This window comes from Pseudomonas sp. C2B4 (assembly GCF_013359695.1).
Taxonomy (GTDB): domain Bacteria; phylum Pseudomonadota; class Gammaproteobacteria; order Pseudomonadales; family Pseudomonadaceae; genus Aquipseudomonas.
Window position 1 is genome coordinate 114,685 of record NZ_JABFMU010000010.1, and the last position, 23,380, is coordinate 138,064.

Annotated in this window: 15 protein-coding genes and 1 pseudogene; 5 read left to right on the forward strand and 11 right to left on the reverse strand. The window is 56.5% G+C overall.

What is annotated here, in order from left to right; translation table 11 throughout:
- Positions 1-2: 2 nt before the first annotated feature.
- Positions 3-1,529, reverse strand: coding sequence for a CoA-acylating methylmalonate-semialdehyde dehydrogenase (locus tag HNQ83_RS10275; protein WP_175388833.1), 1,527 nt, complete (start codon positions 1,527-1,529; stop codon positions 3-5).
- A gap of 150 nt (positions 1,530-1,679) precedes the next feature.
- On the opposite strand from HNQ83_RS10275, the gene HNQ83_RS10280 reads away from it, so the two are divergent.
- A complete protein-coding gene (locus HNQ83_RS10280) occupies positions 1,680-2,627 on the forward strand; it encodes a LysR family transcriptional regulator (protein WP_175388834.1) in 948 nt (315 codons plus the stop codon).
- Positions 2,628-2,966: 339 nt separating this feature from the next.
- On the opposite strand, the gene HNQ83_RS10285 is transcribed toward HNQ83_RS10280, so the two are convergent.
- Both HNQ83_RS10285 and HNQ83_RS10290 read right to left on the reverse strand, forming a co-directional pair.
- Positions 2,967-3,512, reverse strand: coding sequence for a Rha family transcriptional regulator (locus HNQ83_RS10285; RefSeq protein WP_175388835.1), 546 nt, complete (start codon positions 3,510-3,512; stop codon positions 2,967-2,969).
- Positions 3,513-3,887: 375 nt separating this feature from the next.
- Positions 3,888-4,418 (reverse strand): hypothetical protein, encoded by a 531-nt coding sequence (locus tag HNQ83_RS10290; protein ID WP_175388836.1) that lies wholly within the window; start codon positions 4,416-4,418, stop codon positions 3,888-3,890.
- 385 nt (positions 4,419-4,803) lie between these two features.
- Here HNQ83_RS10290 and HNQ83_RS10295 point away from each other — a divergent pair, with 385 nt between their 5' ends.
- On the forward strand, positions 4,804-7,032 hold the full coding sequence (locus HNQ83_RS10295; protein WP_175388837.1) for a hypothetical protein: 2,229 nt from the start codon (positions 4,804-4,806) through the stop codon (positions 7,030-7,032).
- 282 nt (positions 7,033-7,314) lie between these two features.
- Here HNQ83_RS10295 and HNQ83_RS10300 read toward each other — a convergent pair whose 3' ends face one another.
- Positions 7,315-8,799 carry a tyrosine-type recombinase/integrase gene (locus HNQ83_RS10300; RefSeq protein ID WP_256668925.1) on the reverse strand — a complete coding sequence of 495 codons (1,485 nt, stop codon included), beginning with the start codon at positions 8,797-8,799 and terminating at the stop codon, positions 7,315-7,317.
- A gap of 41 nt (positions 8,800-8,840) precedes the next feature.
- On the opposite strand from HNQ83_RS10300, the pseudogene HNQ83_RS10305 reads away from it, so the two are divergent.
- From HNQ83_RS10305 to HNQ83_RS31145, 3 genes and pseudogenes are all read left to right on the forward strand, one after another.
- A pseudogene (locus tag HNQ83_RS10305) lies at positions 8,841-8,981 on the forward strand (LysR family transcriptional regulator); the annotation flags it as partial.
- A 138-nt stretch (positions 8,982-9,119) separates the two neighbouring features.
- A complete protein-coding gene (locus HNQ83_RS10310; RefSeq protein ID WP_175388838.1) occupies positions 9,120-10,274 on the forward strand; it encodes a polymorphic toxin type 44 domain-containing protein in 1,155 nt (384 codons plus the stop codon).
- Complete coding sequence (locus HNQ83_RS31145; RefSeq protein ID WP_256668926.1) at positions 10,249-10,674, forward strand: hypothetical protein; 426 nt, start codon at positions 10,249-10,251, stop codon at positions 10,672-10,674. The genes HNQ83_RS10310 and HNQ83_RS31145 overlap by 26 nt, the downstream gene beginning before the upstream one ends.
- 56 nt (positions 10,675-10,730) lie before the next feature.
- Here HNQ83_RS31145 and HNQ83_RS10315 read toward each other — a convergent pair whose 3' ends face one another.
- From HNQ83_RS10315 to recC, 7 genes are all read right to left on the reverse strand, one after another.
- Positions 10,731-11,441, reverse strand: coding sequence for a CatB-related O-acetyltransferase (locus HNQ83_RS10315; protein WP_175388849.1), 711 nt, complete (start codon positions 11,439-11,441; stop codon positions 10,731-10,733).
- A gap of 73 nt (positions 11,442-11,514) precedes the next feature.
- Positions 11,515-11,967, reverse strand: coding sequence for an OmpA family protein (locus tag HNQ83_RS10320; RefSeq protein WP_175388850.1), 453 nt, complete (start codon positions 11,965-11,967; stop codon positions 11,515-11,517).
- 56 nt (positions 11,968-12,023) lie between these two features.
- Positions 12,024-13,292, reverse strand: coding sequence for a diguanylate cyclase domain-containing protein (locus tag HNQ83_RS10325; protein ID WP_175388839.1), 1,269 nt, complete (start codon positions 13,290-13,292; stop codon positions 12,024-12,026).
- Complete coding sequence (locus HNQ83_RS10330) at positions 13,289-13,864, reverse strand: YfiR family protein (protein WP_175388840.1); 576 nt, start codon at positions 13,862-13,864, stop codon at positions 13,289-13,291. Before HNQ83_RS10330 ends, HNQ83_RS10325 begins: the two co-directional genes overlap by 4 nt.
- Positions 13,865-13,983: 119 nt before the next feature.
- Positions 13,984-16,092 (reverse strand): exodeoxyribonuclease V subunit alpha, encoded by a 2,109-nt coding sequence (gene recD / locus HNQ83_RS10335; RefSeq protein WP_175388841.1) that lies wholly within the window; start codon positions 16,090-16,092, stop codon positions 13,984-13,986.
- Positions 16,089-19,781 carry an exodeoxyribonuclease V subunit beta gene (gene recB, locus HNQ83_RS10340; RefSeq protein WP_175388842.1) on the reverse strand — a complete coding sequence of 1,231 codons (3,693 nt, stop codon included), beginning with the start codon at positions 19,779-19,781 and terminating at the stop codon, positions 16,089-16,091. The genes recD and recB overlap by 4 nt, the downstream gene beginning before the upstream one ends.
- On the reverse strand, positions 19,778-23,230 hold the full coding sequence (gene recC, locus HNQ83_RS10345; RefSeq protein WP_175388843.1) for an exodeoxyribonuclease V subunit gamma: 3,453 nt from the start codon (positions 23,228-23,230) through the stop codon (positions 19,778-19,780). Before recC ends, recB begins: the two co-directional genes overlap by 4 nt.
- Positions 23,231-23,380 lie beyond the last annotated feature (150 nt).

Sequence of the window (23,380 nt, forward strand, 5' to 3'; positions counted from 1 at the left end):
CCTTAGCGCAAGTTGATGGTGGTGTTCACGCCGTCGTTGACGCTGTCATCGTCAAACCAGCGGCTGGTGACGGTCTTGGTCTGAGTGTAGAACTGCACCACTTGCTTGCCATACGGGCCGAGGTCGCCGAGCTTGGAACCACGGGAACCGGTGAAGCTGAAGAACGGGACCGGCACTGGAATCGGGATGTTGATACCGACCTGACCCACGTCGATTTCGGTCTGGAACTTACGCGCCGCCGCACCGCTCTGGGTGAACAGGCCCGTGCCGTTGCCGAACGGGTTGGCGTTGACCAGGGCAATCGCCTCGTCGAGGGTGGCGACTTCCAGCACCACCAGCACCGGGCCGAAGATTTCCTGGGTGTAGATCTGCATGTCGGTGGTCACGCCGGAGAACAGGGTCGGGCCAACAAAGTTGCCCTTCTCGTAACCGGGAACCGTGATCTCGCGACCGTCCAGCTCCAGCTTGGCGCCTTCCTTGATGCCGCTTTCGATCAGGTCGAGAATCCGCGCCTTGGCCTTTTTCGAAATCACCGGGCCAACGTCGGTGCCCGGCTCGCTGCCGGCGTTCACTTTGAGTTTCTGCGCCAGCGCTTTCAGATCAGGCAGCCATTGCTTGGCCGCGCCCACCAGCACCACGACCGAAGTGGCCATGCAACGCTGTCCGGCTGCGCCGAAACCGGCACCCACCAGAGCGTTCAGCGCTTGTTCGCGATTGGCATCCGGCAGCACCACGGCATGGTTCTTCGCGCCCATCATCGATTGCACGCGCTTGCCGTGTTTGCCGGCCAGGTCGTAAACGTGAGTACCGACCGCGGTCGAACCGACGAAGGACACCGCCTTGATGTCCTTATGGGTGCAGAGCCCGTCCACCACGTCCTTGCCGCCGTGCACGACGTTGAGCACGCCTGCCGGAATGCCGGCCTCGATGGCCAGTTCCACCAGCAGCATGGTCGACATCGGGTCTTGTTCGGACGGTTTGAGTACAAAGGTGTTGCCGCAGGCGATGGCCATCGGGAACATCCACAGCGGGATCATGGCCGGGAAGTTGAACGGCGTGATACCGGCGCAAACGCCGATAGGCTGACGCAGGGTATAGGTGTCGACACCGCCCGCGACGTTTTCAGCGAACTCGCCCATTTGCAGGGAGCCGATGGAGCAAGCGTGCTCGACCACTTCCAGGCCACGGAAAATGTCGCCTTCAGCGTCGGCAATGGTTTTGCCTTGCTCGGCACTGAGCACTGCGGCAATACGCTTGGAGTGCTGACGAATCAGGTCCTGGAGTTTGAGCATGATGCGCATCCGCGCGCCGATCGGGGTCAGCTTCCAGGTCTGGAAGGCGCGATGGGCCGCGCTGATCGCTGCGTCGACTTCTTCAGCAGTGGCAAATGGCACTTTGGCCAGCACTTGCTGGGTTGCCGGGTTGATGATGTCGTGCCATTCGGTGGTCTTGGATTCGACCCACTGGCCGTCGATCAACAGCTTGACCTTTTGTACGGTGGTTTCGTTAGGCGTAAGCGAAGCGTTCATGTGGGTCTCCTGGACATTGTTCTTATCAGGGGAGCCAAGGCGAGAAATTCGCCTTGAGAAGAGGCGTGTGCCGCAAATTGGTTGTTGGGCTGTTTTTGGAGTATAGATGTGCAAACTTCTGATAAGAACGCACATATAAGCCGGTCCAACATGCAAAAAAACATCACGTCCTTAGGCTCGCTGAACTGGGACGACCTCAAGTTTTTCCTTGAAGTCGCCCGCACCCGCAAGGCCAGCACCGCCGCCAAGCGCCTGGCGGTCGACTACACCACGGTGTCGCGACGCATCAGTTCGCTGGAAGCGTCGTTGGGCACGTTGTTATTTGAGAAGTCCCGGACCAGCGGCTTTGTCCTGACCGCTGAAGGCCAGCGGCTGCTGGGTTACGCCGAGTCGATCGAAAGCACGCTGCACATGGCCTGTGAGCAGGTGTCGGGCTCCGGCGTGGCGCTGTCCGGTCATGTGCGCATGGGCTGCACCGAAGGTTTCGGCAGCTTCTTCATTACCCCGCAATTGAGCCACTTCGTCGACGCCTACCCGGCGATCTCGGTGGACATCCTTCCGCTGCCGCACTTCATCAGCCTGTCCAAGCGCGAGGCCGACATCGTCATCGCCCTCGAACGCCCGGAGCATGGGCCGTACGTCTGCTGCAAACTGTGCGACTACCGCTTGCAGCTGTACGCGACCCAGGAATACCTGGACAACCACCCCGCCATCCGCCGCCCGGCAGACCTGGGTAAACATTCATTCATCAGTTATGTCGACGACCTGGCGTTCAGCTCGGAGTTGCTGTACCTGGCAAACGTATTGCCCGGTGCCAGCGCGAATTTGCGCAGCACCAGTGTGATCGCCCAATTCGTGGCCGCGCAGCAAGGCCGGTCACTGGCCATCCTGCCCTGCTTCCTCGCCGCCCAGGACCCACGTTTGCTGCCGGTGTTGCCGGAGGAAATCAACATCACCCGGCAATTCTGGATGTACTGCCGCGAGGACCTGCGCAAGCTCAAGCGGATCACCCTGTTGTGGGATTACATCCGCGAGGTGACAGAGCTCAATGGCCCGTTGTTGCTGGGCCAGACGCGGGAACTGCGGTTTGTGGATTAAGAATCTGGAAGAAGAAAGGAAGACTCATCCTAACGACCTCAGGAGACTCTTGGCAACGGTTTGTGACAGGGGTTGTGACACCACTTGTGACAGTCGAAAGGGTTCTTACAGGGCGCGCATAGACTCGGTAGCGACCCGATGAGGGTAAGAGATTAAGCATCTGAGCGAGGCCGTACCGGGGGAACCAGCGGGGAAATGAATCAATGAGGTGATGTCTCGGAAATTTCTGTCAGATTTCCGTCAAGGAGCTACGCGACCACATCCATTGGGTGAGGTGGACGAGCGTACAGCCCTGATAGATAGCCTGTAGCTTGCCCAATGCGTCCTCCTAAAGAATGGTTAGCGCATCGGGTTAGCGTCCGCGTATCGCTTAGCCTGACGCTTCCACTTCTGTTGCTCCTTCTCAATGGGGTTAAGAGAACGCTTGAAGCGACGTCGATTGACCCCCTGCAAGGCAACGCTCCGAATGTCCTTCTCGCGCTCTCCAAGATGCAACACAGAGGCCTGAATAGACACACGCTCAAAACCTGAACCTTCCAGTTCAAGCCAACGCTTGACGATCATATTGGAAAGTTTGAAGGAATATCGGGAGAGCAGCGTAAAGGTCAGCTCCTTATCAAGGACCGTCAGTGGCTCGAATCGACCTCGGCTTGTTTGGTAGGTGGTCTCGACATATTTGATCTCACTCCCCATATTTGGGGCGTCAGCGTCCAGTTCTGCGAGCATCTTTCGGATATCCCTTAGAACATGGTCATGCCGCTTACTGGTGATCTCTGCGATCTCCAAAGACGACATACCGGGCAAACCATTGAGAGTCGTCGAGTTAATCGCACCAGCCGTTGAGATGTTCTCTAAGATGGTTACAGCGTTGTTTGTCATGTTCATTGATCTTGACTCCTTATGACTGCTTCCTGACTTCGTTCCCATAGAGCCAGCACAGCTATCCAAGACAAGGGGCTGGAAAACGGCACAGGGGAAAAATCAGAAAGACTCTGTTGGGTTAAATGTTGGTAACAAGCTCATGCTTGCCCAGAGAGAGACGTGACATTTCAATTGGCCCACTTGGGCTCGTCGCGATGAAGCAGGTAGGTTTCTTTCAGGAGGCCTTATCGGGGGGATAATAATCGACACAACTACCCGTCTTGTCGGCCACCCTCATGGGCCCTCTAAGTTGGTCTTTTATATTTATAGGCTGATTCGGAGACCCACGGCAGGCATGGTCTACAGCCATCTACAGGTAACCGTTTCGGAACCTTGACCTCAGTCGCTGGCAATGCGAATCCAGGCACCAATATAGGACTGACGACTCATCCGGTCCCCGCGCCAGCCGTACCACGGATGCACAATTACCTTGGTAGGCATCGCTTTCCCCTGTCGGATCACACGGATTAAGCCAGCGCGGGTTAAGTCTCCGATCTCACGCTTGGTCGCGACGTCGGTCAGCTTGCCAAACCAAATGTTCCGTCCCGCCAACCCGAGGAGGATCTGCCGGAACAACTTGATGGCGCCCACTGAAATTGCTCCAGTCTCCAATAAGTCCAGAAGCTTCTCAGGCTCAATCGTTAGATTATCGGCCCAGTAATCGTGAACGGAAAGGATCTCTGTGAGTTCCTCGGAAGTGCGGGCATCGACCGGGTGTCGACATTGGGAGCCAACATCGGTGGTAACTTTATGTCTTTTTATGATCTCTTTTTGACTTACAAGGACCTCCCCTGTGTAGGTATCGAAAGTCAGCTCATGCCCAGTTGTAGTGTCGATGGTGGTTTTCAGACGATTAGAAACGGTAGTCATTAATTGGGCTCCTATGTTGACGGACAAAATGCTGTCCTACTCGCAATAGTGAGGGGAATTAAATTTCACCAATTAGCTTTGTGCATATTCAGCTTACGCTGCCACAAACTTAATAGGAGAGGTTAATTTTCACGGTAACCATAGTGAGGGTTTTTAACTCCAGCCCTCAGACACCATTCTCGGCGTTGAACCACAAGTCTCACCGACCTACTTTTATCCACCAATCGCAGCGATGAGGGGAAGATGAGGAGGCAATGAGGGAAGGTTTATCCAACCTTGATCGCTGGGGAAATCTTCGCATTGACAAAACCAGAGATTCGGTGTTCGATTGGCCTAATTTATAAAAACTGTAAAGCTGCCCCACCAACCAAGGAGGTTCTATCTAATGTCAATAAAGATTGTCCCAGATGATTTGTTTTCTTATTTAATGGGAAGGATTTCCGGTGTTCGCTTCGAGGTATTCGCGAAGCAATTATTCGGTCTCGTATTTAAGGAAACTTTTATCCCAATGGGAGGAATCCATGATGGCGGGGCGGATGGGGCACTGTCCAGCTACATACAAGAGATATCTGGAAAGCCAAATACTTTTGTACAATTTACAATTACTGCCGAAGGTGGCGTAAAAGCAAAAGTTAACGAAACAATAAAAGCGCTACAAACCAGCGGTCGCACGCCACGACAAATAATCTATGCCACCAGCATTGCATTACCAAAGTCGGACATCATCGTACAAGAGGTTATTGACAAGCATGGCGTGATGGTTCAGTTCAGGGACTACGAACGAATTAAGGGCTATGTCAATACTGACGAAAAGTACAATCGTATGTTTTACGATTTTTTCACTTCAGAAATTTCCGCTCTGTCGCGAGCCGCATCCAGCAATTTAACCTCCGTGAACGAATACGCTACTGACCCGACGGTATACGTCTATTTAAACTACGAATTAAAAAACAAACACGTCAAGAACCATTTAAACGAGCAAGTTTTAGACGCATTAATTTATTGGTCTCTTAGAGATACCGATCCAGATACAAAAATTCTGGCAAGCCGTGCATCGATACACGACTCAATATCAGAATTGTTCCCTCAAGCAAAAAACGTGTTGCTTCCAAATCTCAATAAACGGTTATCTGCACTGATGACTAAAGTCGCGGGCGGCGTGGAGCGCCTCAGATACTACAAAGCGACTGACTGCTTTTCTCTGCCCTTTGAGATGCGAACAATACTGGCTACTGAAGCAAGCGCAGCAGTGGCGAGACAAAGCAAATTTCGCCATTCGATTACTGACAGACTGGTAGGAGAAATAGGCGAAATAGAGAAAGCCACACAAAAAAGCGCTTGCAACACTTTAGTTTTTCAAACCGTACATCGCTACTTCATCGACCAGGGTCTTCTACTCGCAGCATTTCTGGAGGGAAAGCTTGAGACGATTCATATCTCAGATCAAGTAGTTGAAGACATCATGGTAAAAGTCCTTTCCGAAATCGACCACGGAAAGTCTCTTACCCCAGAAATGTTTGGTGCATGTTTAAACTCTCTTCGAGGGATATTTTACCACCCCTCAATTGAAGAAAGAGAATACATGGCATACCTCTCTAAAACATCCTGCCTATTGGTAACAATGCAATCTGCACCGAGATTGCTTGAGTACTTTAACAAAATGGGTGGTAATTTCAGATTACTCATCGGCACCGACCTGATTGTTAAGGCTATCTCTGAGAGATACGTAAAGGAAGAAAACCAGCAAGTCACCAGAATACTTGAAGTGTGCAAACAACTGGGCTCAGAGCTGACGTTGACCGAGCCTGTATTGGATGAGGTTTTCACGCACTTGCATGCCACCGACTTGGAATTCAGAAATCATTATGCGGAGCAAGAAAAGTATCTACGGCGCGACATGACCGTTGATAGTGACCGAATTATGATTCGAGCATACTTTCACTCTCGCAAGTCGGCAAACGGCCCTAAGACTTGGGCACAGTTCATAGAGCAAATTGTCACACACTCTGCCCTTCGAAATCGTTCAGAAACCGCACGAGAGGATCTTAAGGGCTTCTTGATTCAAAAATTCAGCATGAAATTCCTCACAACAGAAGAATTAAAGTCGTCTGTAAATGATGAAAAAGTCCAGGAACTTGCGGCAAAACTTGATGAAGCAAGGGCCGTCAAGCACGAGGACCTTTCATACAATGATGCTTTGATGGCGTATGCCACTTATGCCCAAAGAAAGAAAAATGATGAATCGGGTATCTACGATGGCTTTGGTTACAGGACATGGTGGCTAACCAAAGAAACACATGTATTGAATTTTTCCAAAGCACTTGTCGAGTCTCAAGGAAATGTCCCTTACATCATGCGACCTGAATTCATCCTTAACTTCGTTTCCTTGGCAGCCAATGCTGAAAACGTTAGGAAAGCTTTTTCTGACTTACTGCCCACAACTGCTGGCTTGCAACTTGGAAAACATCTTTCCTCTGACACCATGCACCAGCTAATGGGAGATACTGAAGAATGGGGAGACAAACCTCCTGAGCGGATTAGCATGATGATTAATGATCGAGTAAACAAATTGAAGCACGACCAGTTTAAAAGATACTCCGACAACATTGGCTGATGTGACCAGAGCAGAACCTGAGCCACGATCAGCGCTTTAAGAGTCTTGACGGTTCGGTGCCCCCTACGGGTATCCGATCCGTTAATTGATACGTCCTAAGCCAATACATAACGGAGCTAAATGGCGCAACAAGGGAACCTAAACCGGCATTCCTATGAAATCTATAGGCCCACCCTTCAGAGAAACACACAGATTTCACACAGGAGCGCGTAAAGATCGAGTCGTCTTTGTGGAGGGACCTCCGCCCTCCTTTGCTGATCAGCAGGACAGATCTGGAATGAATCAGCCAACGTCCCGGAATACGCCAGAAAGCATCTCAGCAATGACGGCTACCGGAACCCCAGAACCATATGTGTCGAATGTAATAGTCCCCGATGCGTGTCCCATGACGGCCTGAGCGTGAGTTGTAGGAACCCCTTTGACCTGCATGAGAGAAGACAACGAGTGACGGAGTGAGTGGTACGTCAGGCCAGCCTTGTGATCATCTCCAAGAGCCGCTGGGATCGCTTGGCGGTTCGCCCAGTCACCCGCTGTCTTGTAACCAATCTGCGCCAATGACTCCGCCCCATTGAGCTTGCATGAATCTACATATCGTAAGAATGCAGCAAGGTCGAATCCGTAAGCTCTGTCAGTCAGCGGCACCAATCGCTCACTGCGTTTGTTCTTGATTGATTTGCCTTCCCCGACTTCATTGATATGGATGGCTGTGATCCCGGATTCAAGAGTCTGAATGTCGCTCGTGGTCAATTGAGAGATTTCGTTAAGACGCCCGCCAGTGATGACTCCAAGACTGAGCAGCCAGCGCTTCCATGAGGTCTCAGGGAGGTTGCTCGCGTAAGCCATGATCCTGACCACTTGAGCCTGAGAGAATGCCTTACGGGTCGACTCAAGACCCTTGGTGAGCTTCAGCTTCTTGTCATAAGTTTTGATCAAATGACCATTCTCGACTGCCCACGCGAACACAGCCGAGAGCTTCACGATCAGTTTGTTAACCGTGGATGCCGCACGGGTTGCATGTAGGCGATCTCTCATAGCTACGAGGTCTGCCCTTGAGTGCTTTCGTAGGTCAAGGTCGCCCAGCTGCACGGAGAGGACTCCATGGCACAGCTTGGTCTCCTTCAGTGTCGAAGGCTTTTGGCCTTGCCCTCGATCAGCCAGATAGAGCCCGGAGAGGACTTCGAAGGTCATCGGCGGCGACGCTAATACAGATAGGGAAGCAGGGACACTTTCCCCCATTTGCCCATGTTCGCCCTCAAGGTCCCGAATGATCTTCACCAACGGTACTGAGTCGCCTTGTAGTCGTGCCTGAGCAGCAGCCATCATCTGCTTTGCGTTCATTACATGCTCATGCTGATCGACACTGAGCGGCATCGTGGCAGCGATCTCAGCGAGGTTCGTCTTCACGTCTTCGTAAAGGTCACCCCAGTCACGCAACGAATGAACCTCATGAGCGGTAGACAGCAGATTCTCAGCCATCCACAACAGATGCTCCTTCAACTCACTAAAGGTCGCCTTCGGATGATCCAGGTGGAATGCCTTAATGGTCTCTGCAAGTCGTTGTGAAGCGTCCATAGCGGCTCGTCTATCGGTGGTCTTGAGGGAAACGGAAGCAGTCCGACTGGTGCTCCCGGTTTCGCGGAGGCGCAGATAGTAAATGCCGTTGCGTCGATAGTGGTAGAGCTTGGCGAGCCGCGTAGTCGGCCTCAGATGAATGGCAAAACTTGTGACAGCACTTGTGACAGGACGATTCTCTGAAAGGATGTTCATGGCGGTTAGCCCCCGTATTCATTGGGTTAACCTTTCGTTCCTTCCAGTTCTGGATGTACTGCCGCGAGGACCTGAGGAAGCTCAAGCGGATCACCCTGTTGTGGGATTACATCAGGGAGGTGACCGAGCTGAATGGCCCGTTGTTGCTGGGTCAGACGCGGGAGCTGCGGTTTACGGACTGACAAGGGTTCAGGTAACGGCACTACGGTTTTCGATGAAATCGGACCGTTCCTACATTCACCCCCAAGGGAATTTGATAGGGTCGCGCCAGTCAGCGTTTAGCTGGTATTCAACATGGATTGGCGACACAAGGACGACTCATGATTCCCACTTCTCGACTGGGCGACATACACGTCTGCCCATTATCCGGTCACGGCACGACCCCTATTGCCACTGCCAGTGCCGACGTCAACATCAACTTCATGGGCACCGCTCGGGTCGGTGATGTGTGCGGGTGCGGCGCGGTCATCACCACGGGCTTCCCCTCCATTCAGGTCAATGGCCGCCCCATGGCCCACTTGGGCAGCCCCACCAGCCACGGCGGGACGATCATCACTGGCTCAGGTGATGTCGGCGGTGGCTTTGTCATGGGGGCTGCTCCCGGCGCAACGATCATCAACTTTGCAGCGCTCGGCGTATTTCGGCCGGATGGTTCAGTGGACGATGAGAAAATGGCGACCTTGTTGGCTGATCCGAAGCTCACGGAGAAGGCGACTGCCGCTAATGCTCTGATTGATCCCAATACATCGATCAAACAGTCTGAATCCGCGCCGGGGTCTGCCGTTTGCAATCACCCTGACATGATGGAAGAGCTGGCGAGCTACATCGCGGACGAGATGAATCGCAATATCCACGATTCCTCGGTCTTGAAGATGAAAGAGCTGCTCAGCTACGACGTTACGCAAGAGACCCGCAAACGAATGGAGCTTCCCTGGTATGCCCAAGTCGGTACGACCAGCCCCCAAGCTATTGGGGCTGCAAAAGTCGCGGCCGCTATGGCGATATGGACTGAACGAGTGGGCCAGGACCGTCCGTGGGATCACAAGCCGAAAATCCGCAGGACCATTGGGGGAATCTGGCACAAACAAGGGAAGTACGAATATTTCTATGATATTTGGTCGAACATCCACTATGGCTACGTAGGACGAGCCGGTGGTCTCTCCGAAAGCGCCCTTTTGGACGGGGCCGGTGCCGAGCAGATCGTCTCAGACACGAAAAGGAAACTTGAGGAAATGGGCTCCTTAATACCTTGGGAAGAGCAAAAACGGAAAGGACCTCATCGTTCTGCCGACATTGACGGGCTGCGTGCGTGGGATGACGCCCCGGACCGGATATCCATCAGTATCGGCATCAAACTCCATAGCCATCACCCTAATGGTGGTATTACCGCCAAAATGATCATGGCTGAGGTTCTTGCCGTCACGCCGGAGCAATGGGGAGACGGTGTCGATGTCCACGACTGCAAAAAAATCTGAGACTCGGTATCTGGGAACAAAAATCCTACTCCTCCTGATTGCCCCATTCGTATTTTGGTACGTAACGACTCCCAGAGTCATTGTTCATTACTCCAAAGAGGGCACAGAGGAGTTGCGAACAGTGTGGAACACACAACACAGGATTTACAGGGAACGAATTCTTCCCGGGCAAGCTTCGGTCGATACCGGGCACATATTTCCGGACGAAGATTTTTTTATGATGTTCGATTGGTGGACTCACAGCAAATACAGGCGATGCATTGACATCACCCCAAAATGGGGAAGGACGATAGACATCTACATAGATGAGACGGGCAGGATCGACACTGCTAATACAGCCCCTGACGTTATTGCACGCTTAAAGTCCTGCAAGGGAGATCCTGACCCTTTCCGACCTTGAGGTGACCCCACAGCTCAAGCGGATCAACTCGTGCCGGACCACATCCAGGAGGTAAATCAGGCCGGCATAACCCGACAACCTTTACGGCTCACCTCCAGCCGCTTATAGCTCACCAGATTGTCCTCACGCGCATCCATCAACTGAGGCAAGGCGGCCTCGGGCTCATCCAGACGCAAAGTCAGGAGAAAATCGACACTGCATTCCCACCACTTGCTGTTCAACAACCTGTCGGCAAGTTCGGGAGGGTGTCGATATTTGATCACTTTCGCCGGGAACCCCGCGACGATGGCATAGGGCGGCACATCGTGAAGTACCACGGCACGCGTGGCGATGATGGCGCCAGTGCCCACGGTGACCCCTTCCATGATCATCGCGCTGTGCCCGATCCACACATCATCGCCGATGGTCACATCAACGATTTCCGGTTCGAAGGATAAGCGGGTGTTGGTGAACTGAAAGGGATGCGAGCTCACCCAATCCGAAGGGTGAGTGTTTTTATCCTGGCCGATGTAGCAGTTGCTGCCGATGGAACAGAATCGTCCTATTGAAGAAACGGCCGAAAGCACGCAATCACTTCGAATATAGGTGTGTGCCCCAATACTCAGCTGTTTGGCGTCGATCAGTACATTGCCAAGCGATACATGCTCTTCAAGTATCAGTGTGGTTCTGGCACGAAGGGATGACACGCCCCCGGCCATCTTGCACTTATGTTTGCGAAGCCATTTTTTCCAGAAATGGTCCCGAAGCATATTCATTATTTTTTTCATCTGGAAAATCGTCGCCTTCCGCCTATCCACAAAGGCGCGAACGCCCGAAACTTGAATGGTTAAAAAACCTGGATTAATCCGCACTCACCACGATCGAGACCCGGCGGTTTTCAGTGCGCCCGGAAGTGGTGCCATTGGACGCCACGGGTTCGCTACTACCCAGGCCACGCAACTGAATGTTCTCCTGTTTCATGCCGGTAGAGGCCAGGACGGTGCCGACGCTTTGTGCGCGGCGCAGGGAAAGTTGTTCGTTGTAGGGCTCTTTACCCGACGCATCGGTATGGCCATCGACTCTCACCCGTTCGATCCCGACACCCTGCAACGACTTGCCGATGCGCTCGACAATTTCCGTGCTTTGCGCATTCAAACTGTCCACGTCACTGCCAAACAGCACTTTACCGGACAAGCCAAAGGCCCACCCCTCATCGGTCAACTCGAAACCTTGCTGCTTCAGTACGGCGATCTGCGCTGGCGTCAGGCCTTTTTCCGGCACCGACTGGCAACCGGAAAGCGTCAGCATGACCATCGCCAGGGTGATCGAAAAAAATCGCAGTGAACGCTGGAAGAGTGAGGACACGGAAATCAGCTCCTGATTTGAACGTTGTCGACAAGGTACTCCGACCCTGCCGTGTGCTGTGCGCCTCGGGCGAGGCGCTTGGCTTGATACATGGCGCCATCGGCAGCGTTGAGCAACGCGCCCGGTGTAAGGCCATGATCGGGGTATACGGCGACACCGATGCTGAGCGACGTCAGCACCTGGTTCTCGTCCGGCAAGGAAATGGGCACTTCCATGCTGGCAATGATTTTCTCGGCAATCCGCTCGGCGTCTTCGGTTTTTTGCAGGGGGGTCAGCAACACGGCAAACTCATCGCCGCCCAATCGTGCCACCAGGTCCTCCTCACGCAGTTGTGCGCGAACCCGATTGGCCACAGCCACCAACACCGCATCACCGGCCGCATGGCCGAAGCTGTCGTTGATCTCCTTGAACCGGTCGCTGTCGAGGAACAGGACGGCCACGCGCTCATTCAGCTTGTTGGCGTTGCGCAATGCACGCAGCAGTCGACCTTCGAAAAGCGCCCGGTTCGGCAGTCCCGTCAGACTGTCATGGCTGGCTTGGTGAGCAAGGGTTTCGTTTTCGTGTTGCAGGTGGGTCTGCCAGGATTCGAGTTCATCGAGCAGCGCATTGAAGTCGTTGCCCAGGTTGTCGAGTTCGGCGATGGCCGCTGCAGGTACACGTTGATCGAAGGCACGCTCGCTGCGCGCGGCGTGAGCCACCGAGGCCAGGCTGCGCAAGGGACCCGTGATCCCGCGCAGCTGCCGGCGAGCCAGGTAGAGCGCTACCCAGGCGCTGATCGCCGTGCACAGCACAATCCCCACCAGACCGCTGAGCAAAAAGCGCATCAAACTGCCGCCGTGCCCGATGAGCAAAATGCTGCCAATCTCCTGGCCCTGATGAACGATCGGCATGCTGATGGGCTTTTCCAGAAAGGCCTTGGCCATCTGCATTTCGAGCTCGGTCAACAAACCGGTTTCCGGTCGCTGCCAACGTGCCAATATCTGGCCCTTCACGTTGAGGACCTGAGCATCGGCCACCTCTTCAGTGGAGGCGATCAACGCCAGCGCCTCGGTGGCCGCGGCTTTGTCGTTGAACACAACGGCGGCCTCCACGGTGTAATTGATCGAGCGTGCGATCAGGTGCAGGTTGTGGTCGGCATAGACCCGCAACGCCAGAACGCCGAGCAGTGTCAGGGAGACACTGGCCATGGCTACACCTACCAGCGCCACGATCAAATGACCGCGGCCGATGACTGAGTGCAAGGTCGGGCGATGACCCGGGTTGAAGAAACTCATGAGGCCGCCGGTTTGCGACGGGACAGTTGCAGCACGCTCGGATGAATTCGCACACCGCTGCGGGCGACGGAGTCGAGGTTGACTTCAAATGACACCTGATCATCGCTGACCCGTAGACAAAAAAGACTGCCGACAGTGCATTGATCGTCGCTTTCGCTGATGCTCAACACCGGTCGCCCCGTCAGCGAGGCGAATAGCCGATTGCGTTCTTCGCCGTTCAACTTGCCGATGTACACCGCATCGCACTCACCGGCGATGGACGTGTTGTCGGCCAGGAGTCGTCGTACCGTCACGGGCCGACCGGTCGCCTGGGTCGTGCCTTTGACCAAATCATCGGTGTATTCGGTGGGGCCCACCACACACAGGCGAAGTTGCGCCGGCTCAACCGGCCAACGGGCGTAACTGAGAATCCCAAGCACCACCTGCGTGACTGATTCGGCCCGTTGATCGGCCATGCTTGCCGGAGTTTGCGGTTGAGCGCAAACGACACCGGACAGCAAACAGAGAAGGCCGGCGAGCAGTGCTTGTTTGCAACCAACGACACGCTCTGTCGTCCAGACAGCCACCTTCATCCAGGGATTCTCTTCGACCGTAACCAAATGATGCCGCAACGATAGCATAGCGACAGAACACCAGCGAAGCAGCGCACCATGGCACTTCGGACAGATTCCGTCGGCTGGCACCGCCTCTCTCATAGCGTCGTATCGACGTCGTCCTTCAGTTCCAGCATCAACCCGCTCAAGCGCTTGACCTTGCGTCTCACCGCCTCTTCAAATACGCCGGTGCGCGGCTCGATCAACGTGAACCAATCCTTGGCCCGGGTGATTCCGGTATAGATCAGTTCCTTGGTGAGCACCGGGTTCAAGGCATCCGGCAGAATCAGTGCGGTATGGGCAAATTCCGAGCCCTGGGATTTATGCACCGTCATGGCGTAAACGGTTTCGACATCATTGAGCCGGCTCGGCAGAACGAAGCGCACCCCACCCTGCCCGTCATTGCGCGGGAATGCCACCCGCAACACTTGTTTGCCCGCTTCAGGCCCATCACGCTCGGGAAGCTTGAGCGCGATGCCGATATCACCGTTCATCAAGCCCAGGCCGTAATCATTGCGCGTCATCAGCACGGGCCGTCCTTCATACCACTGCTGGTCGCTATCGATCAGCCGGGCCTTGAGCAAGGCCTCGGTCACTCGCAGGTTCAACCCCTCCACGCCCCATGGCCCTTTGCGGACCGCGCATAACAATTGGAAGGCATCGAAGGCGTGCAAGACTTGTCGCGCCCACTCCATCCAGCGTGAATCATCCAGCGGGGTGTCGAGCGCAGGCCGCTGGTTACGCAACAGGCTCAAGTAATGCCGATACCCCTGCGGTCCCTCACCATGACCCTCAAGCAGCAAGCGCTCCAGTGTCCGGTCCTGTTCACTCTTGAGGGGCACACAAAACACATCGCCGTGACTTCGAGCCGCCAGCAACTTGCGCGCTTCCTCCGGCTGCTGCTGGTTGACCCAACGCGCCAACTGACCAATGCCGCTGCCTTCGCCAAACCGTCGCGAGTGCCGCAACATCACCACTTGCTGGGCCAGCGGATGAGTGCCTTGGCTGTCTTCCTGCAACCCGCTGGCCTCCAGGCTTTCGCCACTGACCGCCTCCAGCCACTGGCGGGTCTGCGGGCTGTACCAACCCGCCTCGGCATCGCGGCACAAATCGCCAAGCACCGCACCCGCCTCCACCGAGGCCAACTGATCCTTGTCACCCAGCAACACCAGACGCGCATGGGACGGCAACGCATCCAACAGGTTGGCCATCATTTCCAGGTCGATCATCGAAGCCTCGTCCACCACCAACACATCCAGCGGCAAGCGATTGCCCACGTGGTGACGGAAATGCCGCGTACCGGGACGGCTGCCGAGCAAGCGGTGGACGGTGGTGACATCCGACGGGATCTTGCTGCGTATATCCTCAGTCACTTTCAGCGTTCGAACTTGCTGACTGATGGATTCAGTCAATCGCGCCGCTGCTTTGCCGGTCGGTGCGGCCAGACGGATGCGCAATGGCTTGCCCGCTACCACCGCCGGCGCCTGGAGCAGGGCCAGCAAGCGCACGACCGTCGTGGTCTTGCCAGTGCCTGGACCACCGGTGACGATGCTGAAAGCGCTTCGGGTCGCGAGGGCGCAGGCCAACTTCTGCCAGTCGATGACTTCACCGGGCCTGGCCGGACCGAACAAGCTGGCAAGACGCTGGGACAAGTCATCCGGCGTTGCTTCCTGCTCCGCCAGACGTTGACGCAGTGCGTTGTCGATCCGCCGCTCGTAAGTCCAGTAGCGCCGCAAATACAGGCGTTTACCCGACAACACCAATGGCCGCTGCTGCACGGCCTCGCGCCCGTCGGCCGCCAAGGCGACCAGACTGCCGGCTGCCAGCACCTTGCACCAATGGGCACCGTCCAGGGTCTCCAGCAACTGCGACGGCAGCAGCATCGCGCCACTGTGGACATCACCTTCAGGAGGCAACGACAGGGCGAAGTCCGGCTCCTTCAATGTCTCGAACAGATCCAGGCAGACATGCCCATGACCCAGTTGATGGCTGGTCAATGCTGCCGCGAGTAGCACCAACGGATCATCGTCCGGCGCCAGTTCGTGAAGGAAGGCAACGAACGCTTTGTCCAGCGCGCGTAACCAGCCACGCTCGACCCAACGCGTGAGCAATAGCAGCAAGTCGTCGGCGCGGCTCAATGGGGCGAGATCCGCCAGGCTTTCGGCGGCCAATGGTGTCGGCAGCAAATCGGCAAAGGTGCGGCTCATAGCAATACTCCCTGTTCCCACGCCGGTTCGGCCTTCGGTTCTGCCTTACCTTGAAACATCCGGTCCAGCCGCTCGATCAGCTCCCTGGGCGGGCGGGCGAAATACACGCCCTGACTCGGCGCGTGCGTGCCGCGCAGGAACAGGTACACCGCACCACCGACATGCCGGTCGTAATCGTAATCGGCCAGTCGGGCCTTGAGTTGACGATGCAGGGCCAGGAGGTACAACACGTATTGCAGGTCGTAGCGGCTGTCGAGGATCGACTGTTCCATGGCCTGTTCGGTATAGGCCGAGTCATCAATCCCGAGCCAGTTGGATTTGTAGTCGGCAACGTAATAGCGGCCGTCGTGCTCGAACGTCAGGTCGATAAAGCCCTTGAACATACCGTTGAGCAACACCGGCTCGGCGGCCACCCGCGCCACACCGTTGTGCGTGTATTGACGCACCAGTGCATCAAGCTTGAGCACATCGACCTTGTGGCTGGCGAACCAGAACTCCATTTCGACCTGGTATTGAGTCAGTCGCTCGAACACCACCGGGGCCTGCCCCGCCCCCACAGGTAGCGGTGATTTGAGCAGATGCTGCAGCCAGTCACTGAGCGTGGTTATCCAGCCTTCCCAGCCACGACGATTACAGCGGCGCGCGATGACGTCCTCCACGGTTTGCGGCGTGACGGAAAAACCTTCGTCACCCGCCCATTCCAGCAAGCCATGGAGAAAGGTGCCCGGATTCGGACCACGGGGGAACCGATGGATATCGGCACCGCCCGCGATTATCTCCCGGGGTGCCTGTGGATCGAGACGCTCATCATCAAAGAGTTTCTGGGCCTGCGGACTCTCCGGAGCTTCATCACTGCCGATGCTCAGCACATCACTCAGGCGCAAGGCGCTGTAGGAAGCGATCCACCAGTTTTCGCTGGCCTTGCGTTTGGGAATCAACGGGGCCCGCAACGCCGCTTCGCTCTGCGGCGGATGGTAATGTTCGGCAGTGGCTTCAGGCATTTCACCGTAACCCAACGCAGGGCAATCCTGCTGCAAGTCTTCAAGCCAGCGTTTCAAACCCGCCGACTCGGCCAGCATAGCGCCGCCGCCCAGCAGATAACCCAGCGCCGACAGGTGCAGCACCGAGCTGTTGTTATTGCCGCGCTTCAGATCCGTCACACCCAGCCAGCAGGCATGCTGCGCACGGGTAAGGGCCACATAAAGCAAACGCAGGTCTTCCGCCAGTCGCTCATCATCGGCCAGGGCAATGAGCTCGGCGGTCGGGTTCAAGGTCACCTGCGCCTTGCCGTTTGCATCGTGGTAATGCAGTGGCAAGCGGCTGCCATCCACCGGTTTCGCCGAACAAATGAATGGCAGGAACACCAGGGGATATTCCAACCCCTTGGACTTGTGGATGGTCACGACCTTGACCAATTGTTCATCACTCTCCAGGCGCAGGATTTGCTCTTCGCCGGCCTGGCCGGACAGCGCCAGGTGCTCGGACAAATGGCGAATCAGTGCCTGCTCGCCATCCAGTTCGGCGGCCGCCTGTTGCAGCAACTCGCACAGGTGCAAGAGGTTGGTCAGCACCCGCTCGCCATCGCTGCGCACAATCAATGCCTGAGGTAGCTGGAAGTCATGCAGCAAGCACCGCAACATGGGCAGTACACCCTGCTTGCGCCAGATCTCGCGATAGCGACGGAACTGCATGACCCGCGCTTCCCAGGCCAGCTCGTCGCGGTTGAGCCGCTCCAACTCAACCAAGGACAGGTTCAGCGTGATGCAGGCCAATGCGGCCCGCAGGGGGCGCTCGACATCCGGTTCGGCACAGGCTTTGAGCCAGGTCAGCACGTCGTGCGCTTCTTGGGCGGCGAACACTGAGTCCTTGTCCGACAGATAAACGCTGCGCACGCCACGGGCAGAAAGCTCGGCACGCACGGCCTGCGCCTCTTTTCCATCGCGAACCAGGATCGCGATATCCGCTGGCAGCAGGCCTTTGAAGTCCTTGCCGTGCTGCACGAACCCCGCACGACCTTGTTGCCCGCCGTTAAGCAATGCGGTGATTTCACTGGCACACGCGGCGGCCAGTTGTTGCCGGTACACCGCACCGGACAACGGCTGCTCGGCCGACAAGTGCCAGATATTCAGCGCAGGCACCACCTGGCCGTCAATGTGTAAAACCTCTTTGCGGCCCTGGGATTCGACGGGCGAAAACGGCACCGGGTTATCGCCATTGCTTTCGCGGAACAGGAAGGCGCCACGTCCGGCATCACGGGTCTCGGCGCGGTCAAAGACATGGTTCACGGCGCTGACCATGCCATGACTCGAGCGGAAGTTGGTGCCCAGCGTATGCAAGCGCCCAGAGGTCGCCTGGCGGGCGCGCAGGTAGGTATAAATATCGGCACCGCGGAAGGCATAGATCGCCTGCTTCGGGTCGCCGATCAGGAACAGGCCACTTTCCGGATTGTTATCCTCGATGCGATAAATACTCTCGAAGATCCGGTACTGCACCGGGTCGGTATCCTGGAACTCATCGATCAGCGCCACCGGAAACTGTTCGCGGATCAAATTTGCCAGGCGCTCGCCACCCTCAGCCTGCAAGGCGGCATCGAGGCGCAAAAGCATGTCATCGAAGCCCATTTCCGCCCGGCGACGTTTTTCTTCCTCGAACCGGGCACCGACCCAATGGGCGGCGTGTTGCAGTACCGCAGCATCTGGCGTCGGCAAGCCATCAAGGGCGGCTTTCAGGGCGGGCATTGCGTCCAGTCCCGGATGATTCGGCACATCGCCCTTCTTCCAGGCTTCGGCCATACCCTCGGGGGTCAGGCGTGTGAAGCCGGTTCCGATGTCCAGTTGCTCAAGGGATTCGTCCTCGGCCCACGCTTTGATCTTCTCGAACCAGGGCTCAAAGTAACGCGCCTGCATCTTGCGACCGTCGACACTCTTGCTGACGACGCCCTCATGACAAATCACGAGCAGTTCATCCGCCCACTGGCGCCAGGGCTTCTTGAGTTCCAGCAAGGCGGCTCGCCGCTCCTGCAAACATTGCGCAATCAGCTCGGCAGGCTCCAGGCCTTCCACGCTGTCCCGCTCGCTGGCAAACAACCCGCGAACCCGGGGTAACAGTGCCGCTGGCCCACCCCAATTGCTGCGCACCCAGTTCAGCGCATCGCCTTGCATCGGATAGCAAAACAGCCGCCAGTAGTCGCGCAGGACTTCCCCGAGCAAATCACTGTGGTCGGTTTCCAGCGTCTGGGTAAACAGGCTGCCACTGTCGAAGGCGTGTTCGCGCAACATGCGCTGACACCAACTGTGGATCGTTGAAACAGCCGCTTCGTCCATCCATTGGGCGGCGATGTCCAGTCGATTAGCGCAACCGGCCCACTGTTCGGGCAAATACTGGTCACGCAGTTCGGCGATCAGTCCGTCAGGTGCCGGCGTTTCATCGCGGAAAAACCGGGCAGCTTCGGCCAGTCGGGTTCGAATGCGTTCGCGCAGCTCTTTGGTGGCGGCATCGGTGAAGGTCACCACCAGGATCTGCGGCGGCAATAGCTCGCGCCCGAAGCCACTGTTTTCCCCGCCATGGCCCAAGACCAGACGCAGGTACAGTGCAGAAATGGTGAAAGTTTTGCCCGTCCCCGCACTGGCCTCGATCAACTGACTGCCGCGCAACGGGAACGCCAATGCCAAAGGTGTCTTGCCGGTCATGGACGCGCCTCCTCGCTGGACATCGAACGCCAGGGCGCCTCTAGCAATGGTCGGTACAGAGCGTTGCACCAATCGATAAATGTTTCGTCGGCGACCAGCGCATCGTAATCGGCAAATTGACGAGCCAGTGCCATGCTTTCGCGTCGTTCACCGTCAGTGGTCAATCCATCACCTTCATATGCCTTGCGAGCCGCCGCGTCAGCTTTGACCGGGTCGGTTTGTCCCAGCCAGGCGAACGCCGTCTTGACCGCGACCGGCAGTGGCTGGCGCATGCCCGACTGCCAGGCCAGCAACAAGTCACCCAGAAACCGCTTTGCTGATTCCACGTCCATCGGCGCGAGCACCAGACTGTCGTCGCTGGCCACCAACGCGGTGGTCATCGCCAGCCCACTGGCACAAGCCACCAGATGATTGACCCATGGTCGCGTCAGGCGATGCCATTTGCGCGATTTGATCGAACCGATGCTGTTGGGAATCGTGGTAATGGACAGCAACCCACCATCGGCACGTTGATGCAAACCACTGAGCCAGCCTTCAAGTCGCAGGTCATGCAACTCCAGGTTCACTGGCAGGGCACTGGTCAATGGCGTTGGCCACAGGGCCAGAAGCTGGTGATAGCGCTGCAGCAGATCCGGCAACGGCTCGATCAGTTCTCGCTGCAGGCACTCGCCAAATCCTGCCATGGGTAGCAGCCCACTGTTCTGCAGGCGCCTGGCTTGTGCTTCAAGCGCATGGTCAGTGTTCTGCGCATCAGCCAGCGCCGCTTCCAGCAAACTGTCACTGAGGCTATAGCGTTGCAGGGCGTCGAGTACAAAGGGTTCCTCATCCGCCAATGGCACTTCGGCGGCCTCGAAAAACACCTTCAATCGCTGACTGAAAAAATGCCGCACCGGGTTGCGCAGAAAATCCTGGAGCTGACCGAGACCCAGCGGTTCCTCCTGAACATGGGCATCAAGGATTTCGCTATCCGTCGTTTTTTGTGTGACCTGGTGAAGCACTTGCCACTCATTGGCATAGCTGAACAGGTCATCGCCTTCATGGAAATAACGGGAGCTGAAGGGTTGTAGAGGGTGTTCCTGAGTCATGGCTTCAAGCAGGTCTTCGTCGACATCGCTTGATCGCCAGCCACTGGCCAGATGGTCACGGAGCTGGCCGATCAGTACCGATGCGGGGCGTTCACTGTTATCGCGGATGCTGCGACCGACCCAGCTGATGTAGAGCTGGTCCCGAGCCGACAGTAGCGCTTCGAGCAACAGGTATCGGTCATCTTCGCGTCGCGAACGATCCCCGGGGCGGTAGTCACTGCCCATAAGGTCGAAATCCAGCGGCGGTTGCGCTCGCGGGTAGTCGCCATCGTTCATGCCCAGCAAGCACACCAGCTTGAAGGGAATCGCTCGCATCGGCATCAAGGTGCAGAAGTTCACCGCACCGGCGAGAAAGCGTTGGGACAAGCGCCCCTGATCGAGACCGGCCAGCCAGGCTTCACGGACAACGGTCAGCGGTAGTTCTTCTTGCAGACCTACCGACTCACAATTCTCAAGCCAGGTTTCCCGCAACGTCTCCAGTTGAGTCAGTAGGAAGTCATCGTGTTCGTTGCTCGCCTGAAAGAACAGCGACACCAATGCCTGCAAGCGCGCACTCCATTGTGGGGGCGATGCCGGTTGGGTGAGTTCCTGATGGGCAATCTCCAGGGCATCCAGCAGCGCAACCAGCGGCCCGATGTGTGCAGCATCCAGCCCACCGATTTCGTCATAGGGTTCGATACCGCCACAGGCATTGCCACTGCCAACGGCATAGCCAAGCAACATGCGTCGCAGGCCAAAACGCCAACTGTTTTGCTCCAGCGCCTCCGGTAAACCAAGGCCTGTACGCTGCTCGGCATTCATGCCCCAGCGGATACCTGCGCCTTCTATCCAGCGATGCAGGGTCGGCAGGTCACGCTCCTCGACACCAAAGCGCTCACGCAACGCCGGAACGTCCAGCAGATCGAGGATTTCGCTGACAGGGAAACGGCTGTCAGGCAGCTTTAGCAGATGCTCGACCGCAATCAGCAGCGGATCACGCCCGCGCTGCCCTTGGTCGGCTAGCGTAAAGGGGATGAAACGCGGGTCGTGACGCTCGAGCTGACCAAACACCGCCCGAATATGCGGTGCGTAGCTGTCGATGTCCGGGACCATGACAATCACATCGCGAGGACGCAATTGCGGGTCGGCACTGAAGCGCGCGAGCAACTGATCGTGAAGAATCTCGACCTCGCGCTGAGCGCTGTGGGCGATGTGGAAGCGGATCGATTGATCCTGCTGCGGATCTACGGCCGGCCAACGCTCGCGAGTCTCGTTCAGTGGCCGTAGTTCAAGAATGTCGTCCTGCAATTGATTGAGCATGTTCAGTGGCACACTGTCACTGAACAGGTCGATGCGACCGTCACGAAACGCCGAGCGATAGCTGTTCGGATCGTCGTAGCTGTCGAGCAGGTTGATGTAGTCACGCCCCTGCTTACCCCATGCAGCGAGTAGCGGATGGGCATGCTGATGAAGGGTTTGCGGGTCGAGTACAACCGGCATCCCGCTCTTGCGAGCCTGTCGTTTGTATTGATGCCGCAGCAGGTCTTTATCGGCGACGATGTCTGCCCAATGATGACGACACGGGTTGTGCACGCACAACAGTACCTGACTGAATCGAGCCAGCCCGGCCAAGGCTTCCAGGGCTTGAGCAGGCAAGGAGGATATCCCGAAAACAATCACTCGGGAGGGTAATCCACCGGGTGCTACGTCGAGGCTGTTGATGCGCTCGATGAACCGCTGATGGACACCGGCACGGCTCTGCGCCATGCCACCTTCGCCGACATCCAGTAGCAGCGCGCGCCACAACTCCGCCTGCCAGCAGTTGGCCGGGGACAGCGGCTTGGTCTCGCCTCTGCCATTGCGTAGTTGATGACGACCTTGCGCCCAGTCTTCGAGCCAGTCCGCCCGGTACACCTGATATTGGTCGAACAAATCGGCGAGCCGTTCTGCCAACTGATAGCGTTTGCGCAAATCAGGATCATTGGTCAGAAAGCGTTGCAGGGGCTCGAAGTGTGGTTGGTTGATCAGTTGTGGAAGCAGGCGCATCAGACGCCAGGTCAGCGGGGCTTTATCGAGCAGGGAGCTCACCGGAATTTCGTCGCGACCCAGAACCATGCGGTAGAGCTGCCACATGAAACTACCGGGCAACTGCACGTCGATGGCAGCGGCAATTCCACAACCGCCCATGTCGTCATCTTCAGCATCTTCGGCCAAAGCCAGCTTGAGCCATTGTGCAATTCCGTTGCTCTGCACCAGCGCAATTTCATTCTCCAGGGGAGACAGCGGGTAACGCCGCATCCAGCTGACCACCAGGCTGCGCAACTCGTCCAGGCGGTTGCCATGAACCACCATAAAACCAGCACTGAGGGGCGTCGCGTCCGGCATAAAGGCTTCCTTGGAAAATACAAAAGCTAGGGCCGAACCTTAGCATTGTCGGGAGACTGTGACAGCGGGGACCTGCCAGGTGTTGCTGGCCCGAACTTTCCTGCGGGCAAAACAAAACCCCAACTGCTTTCGCAATTGGGGTTTCGGAAT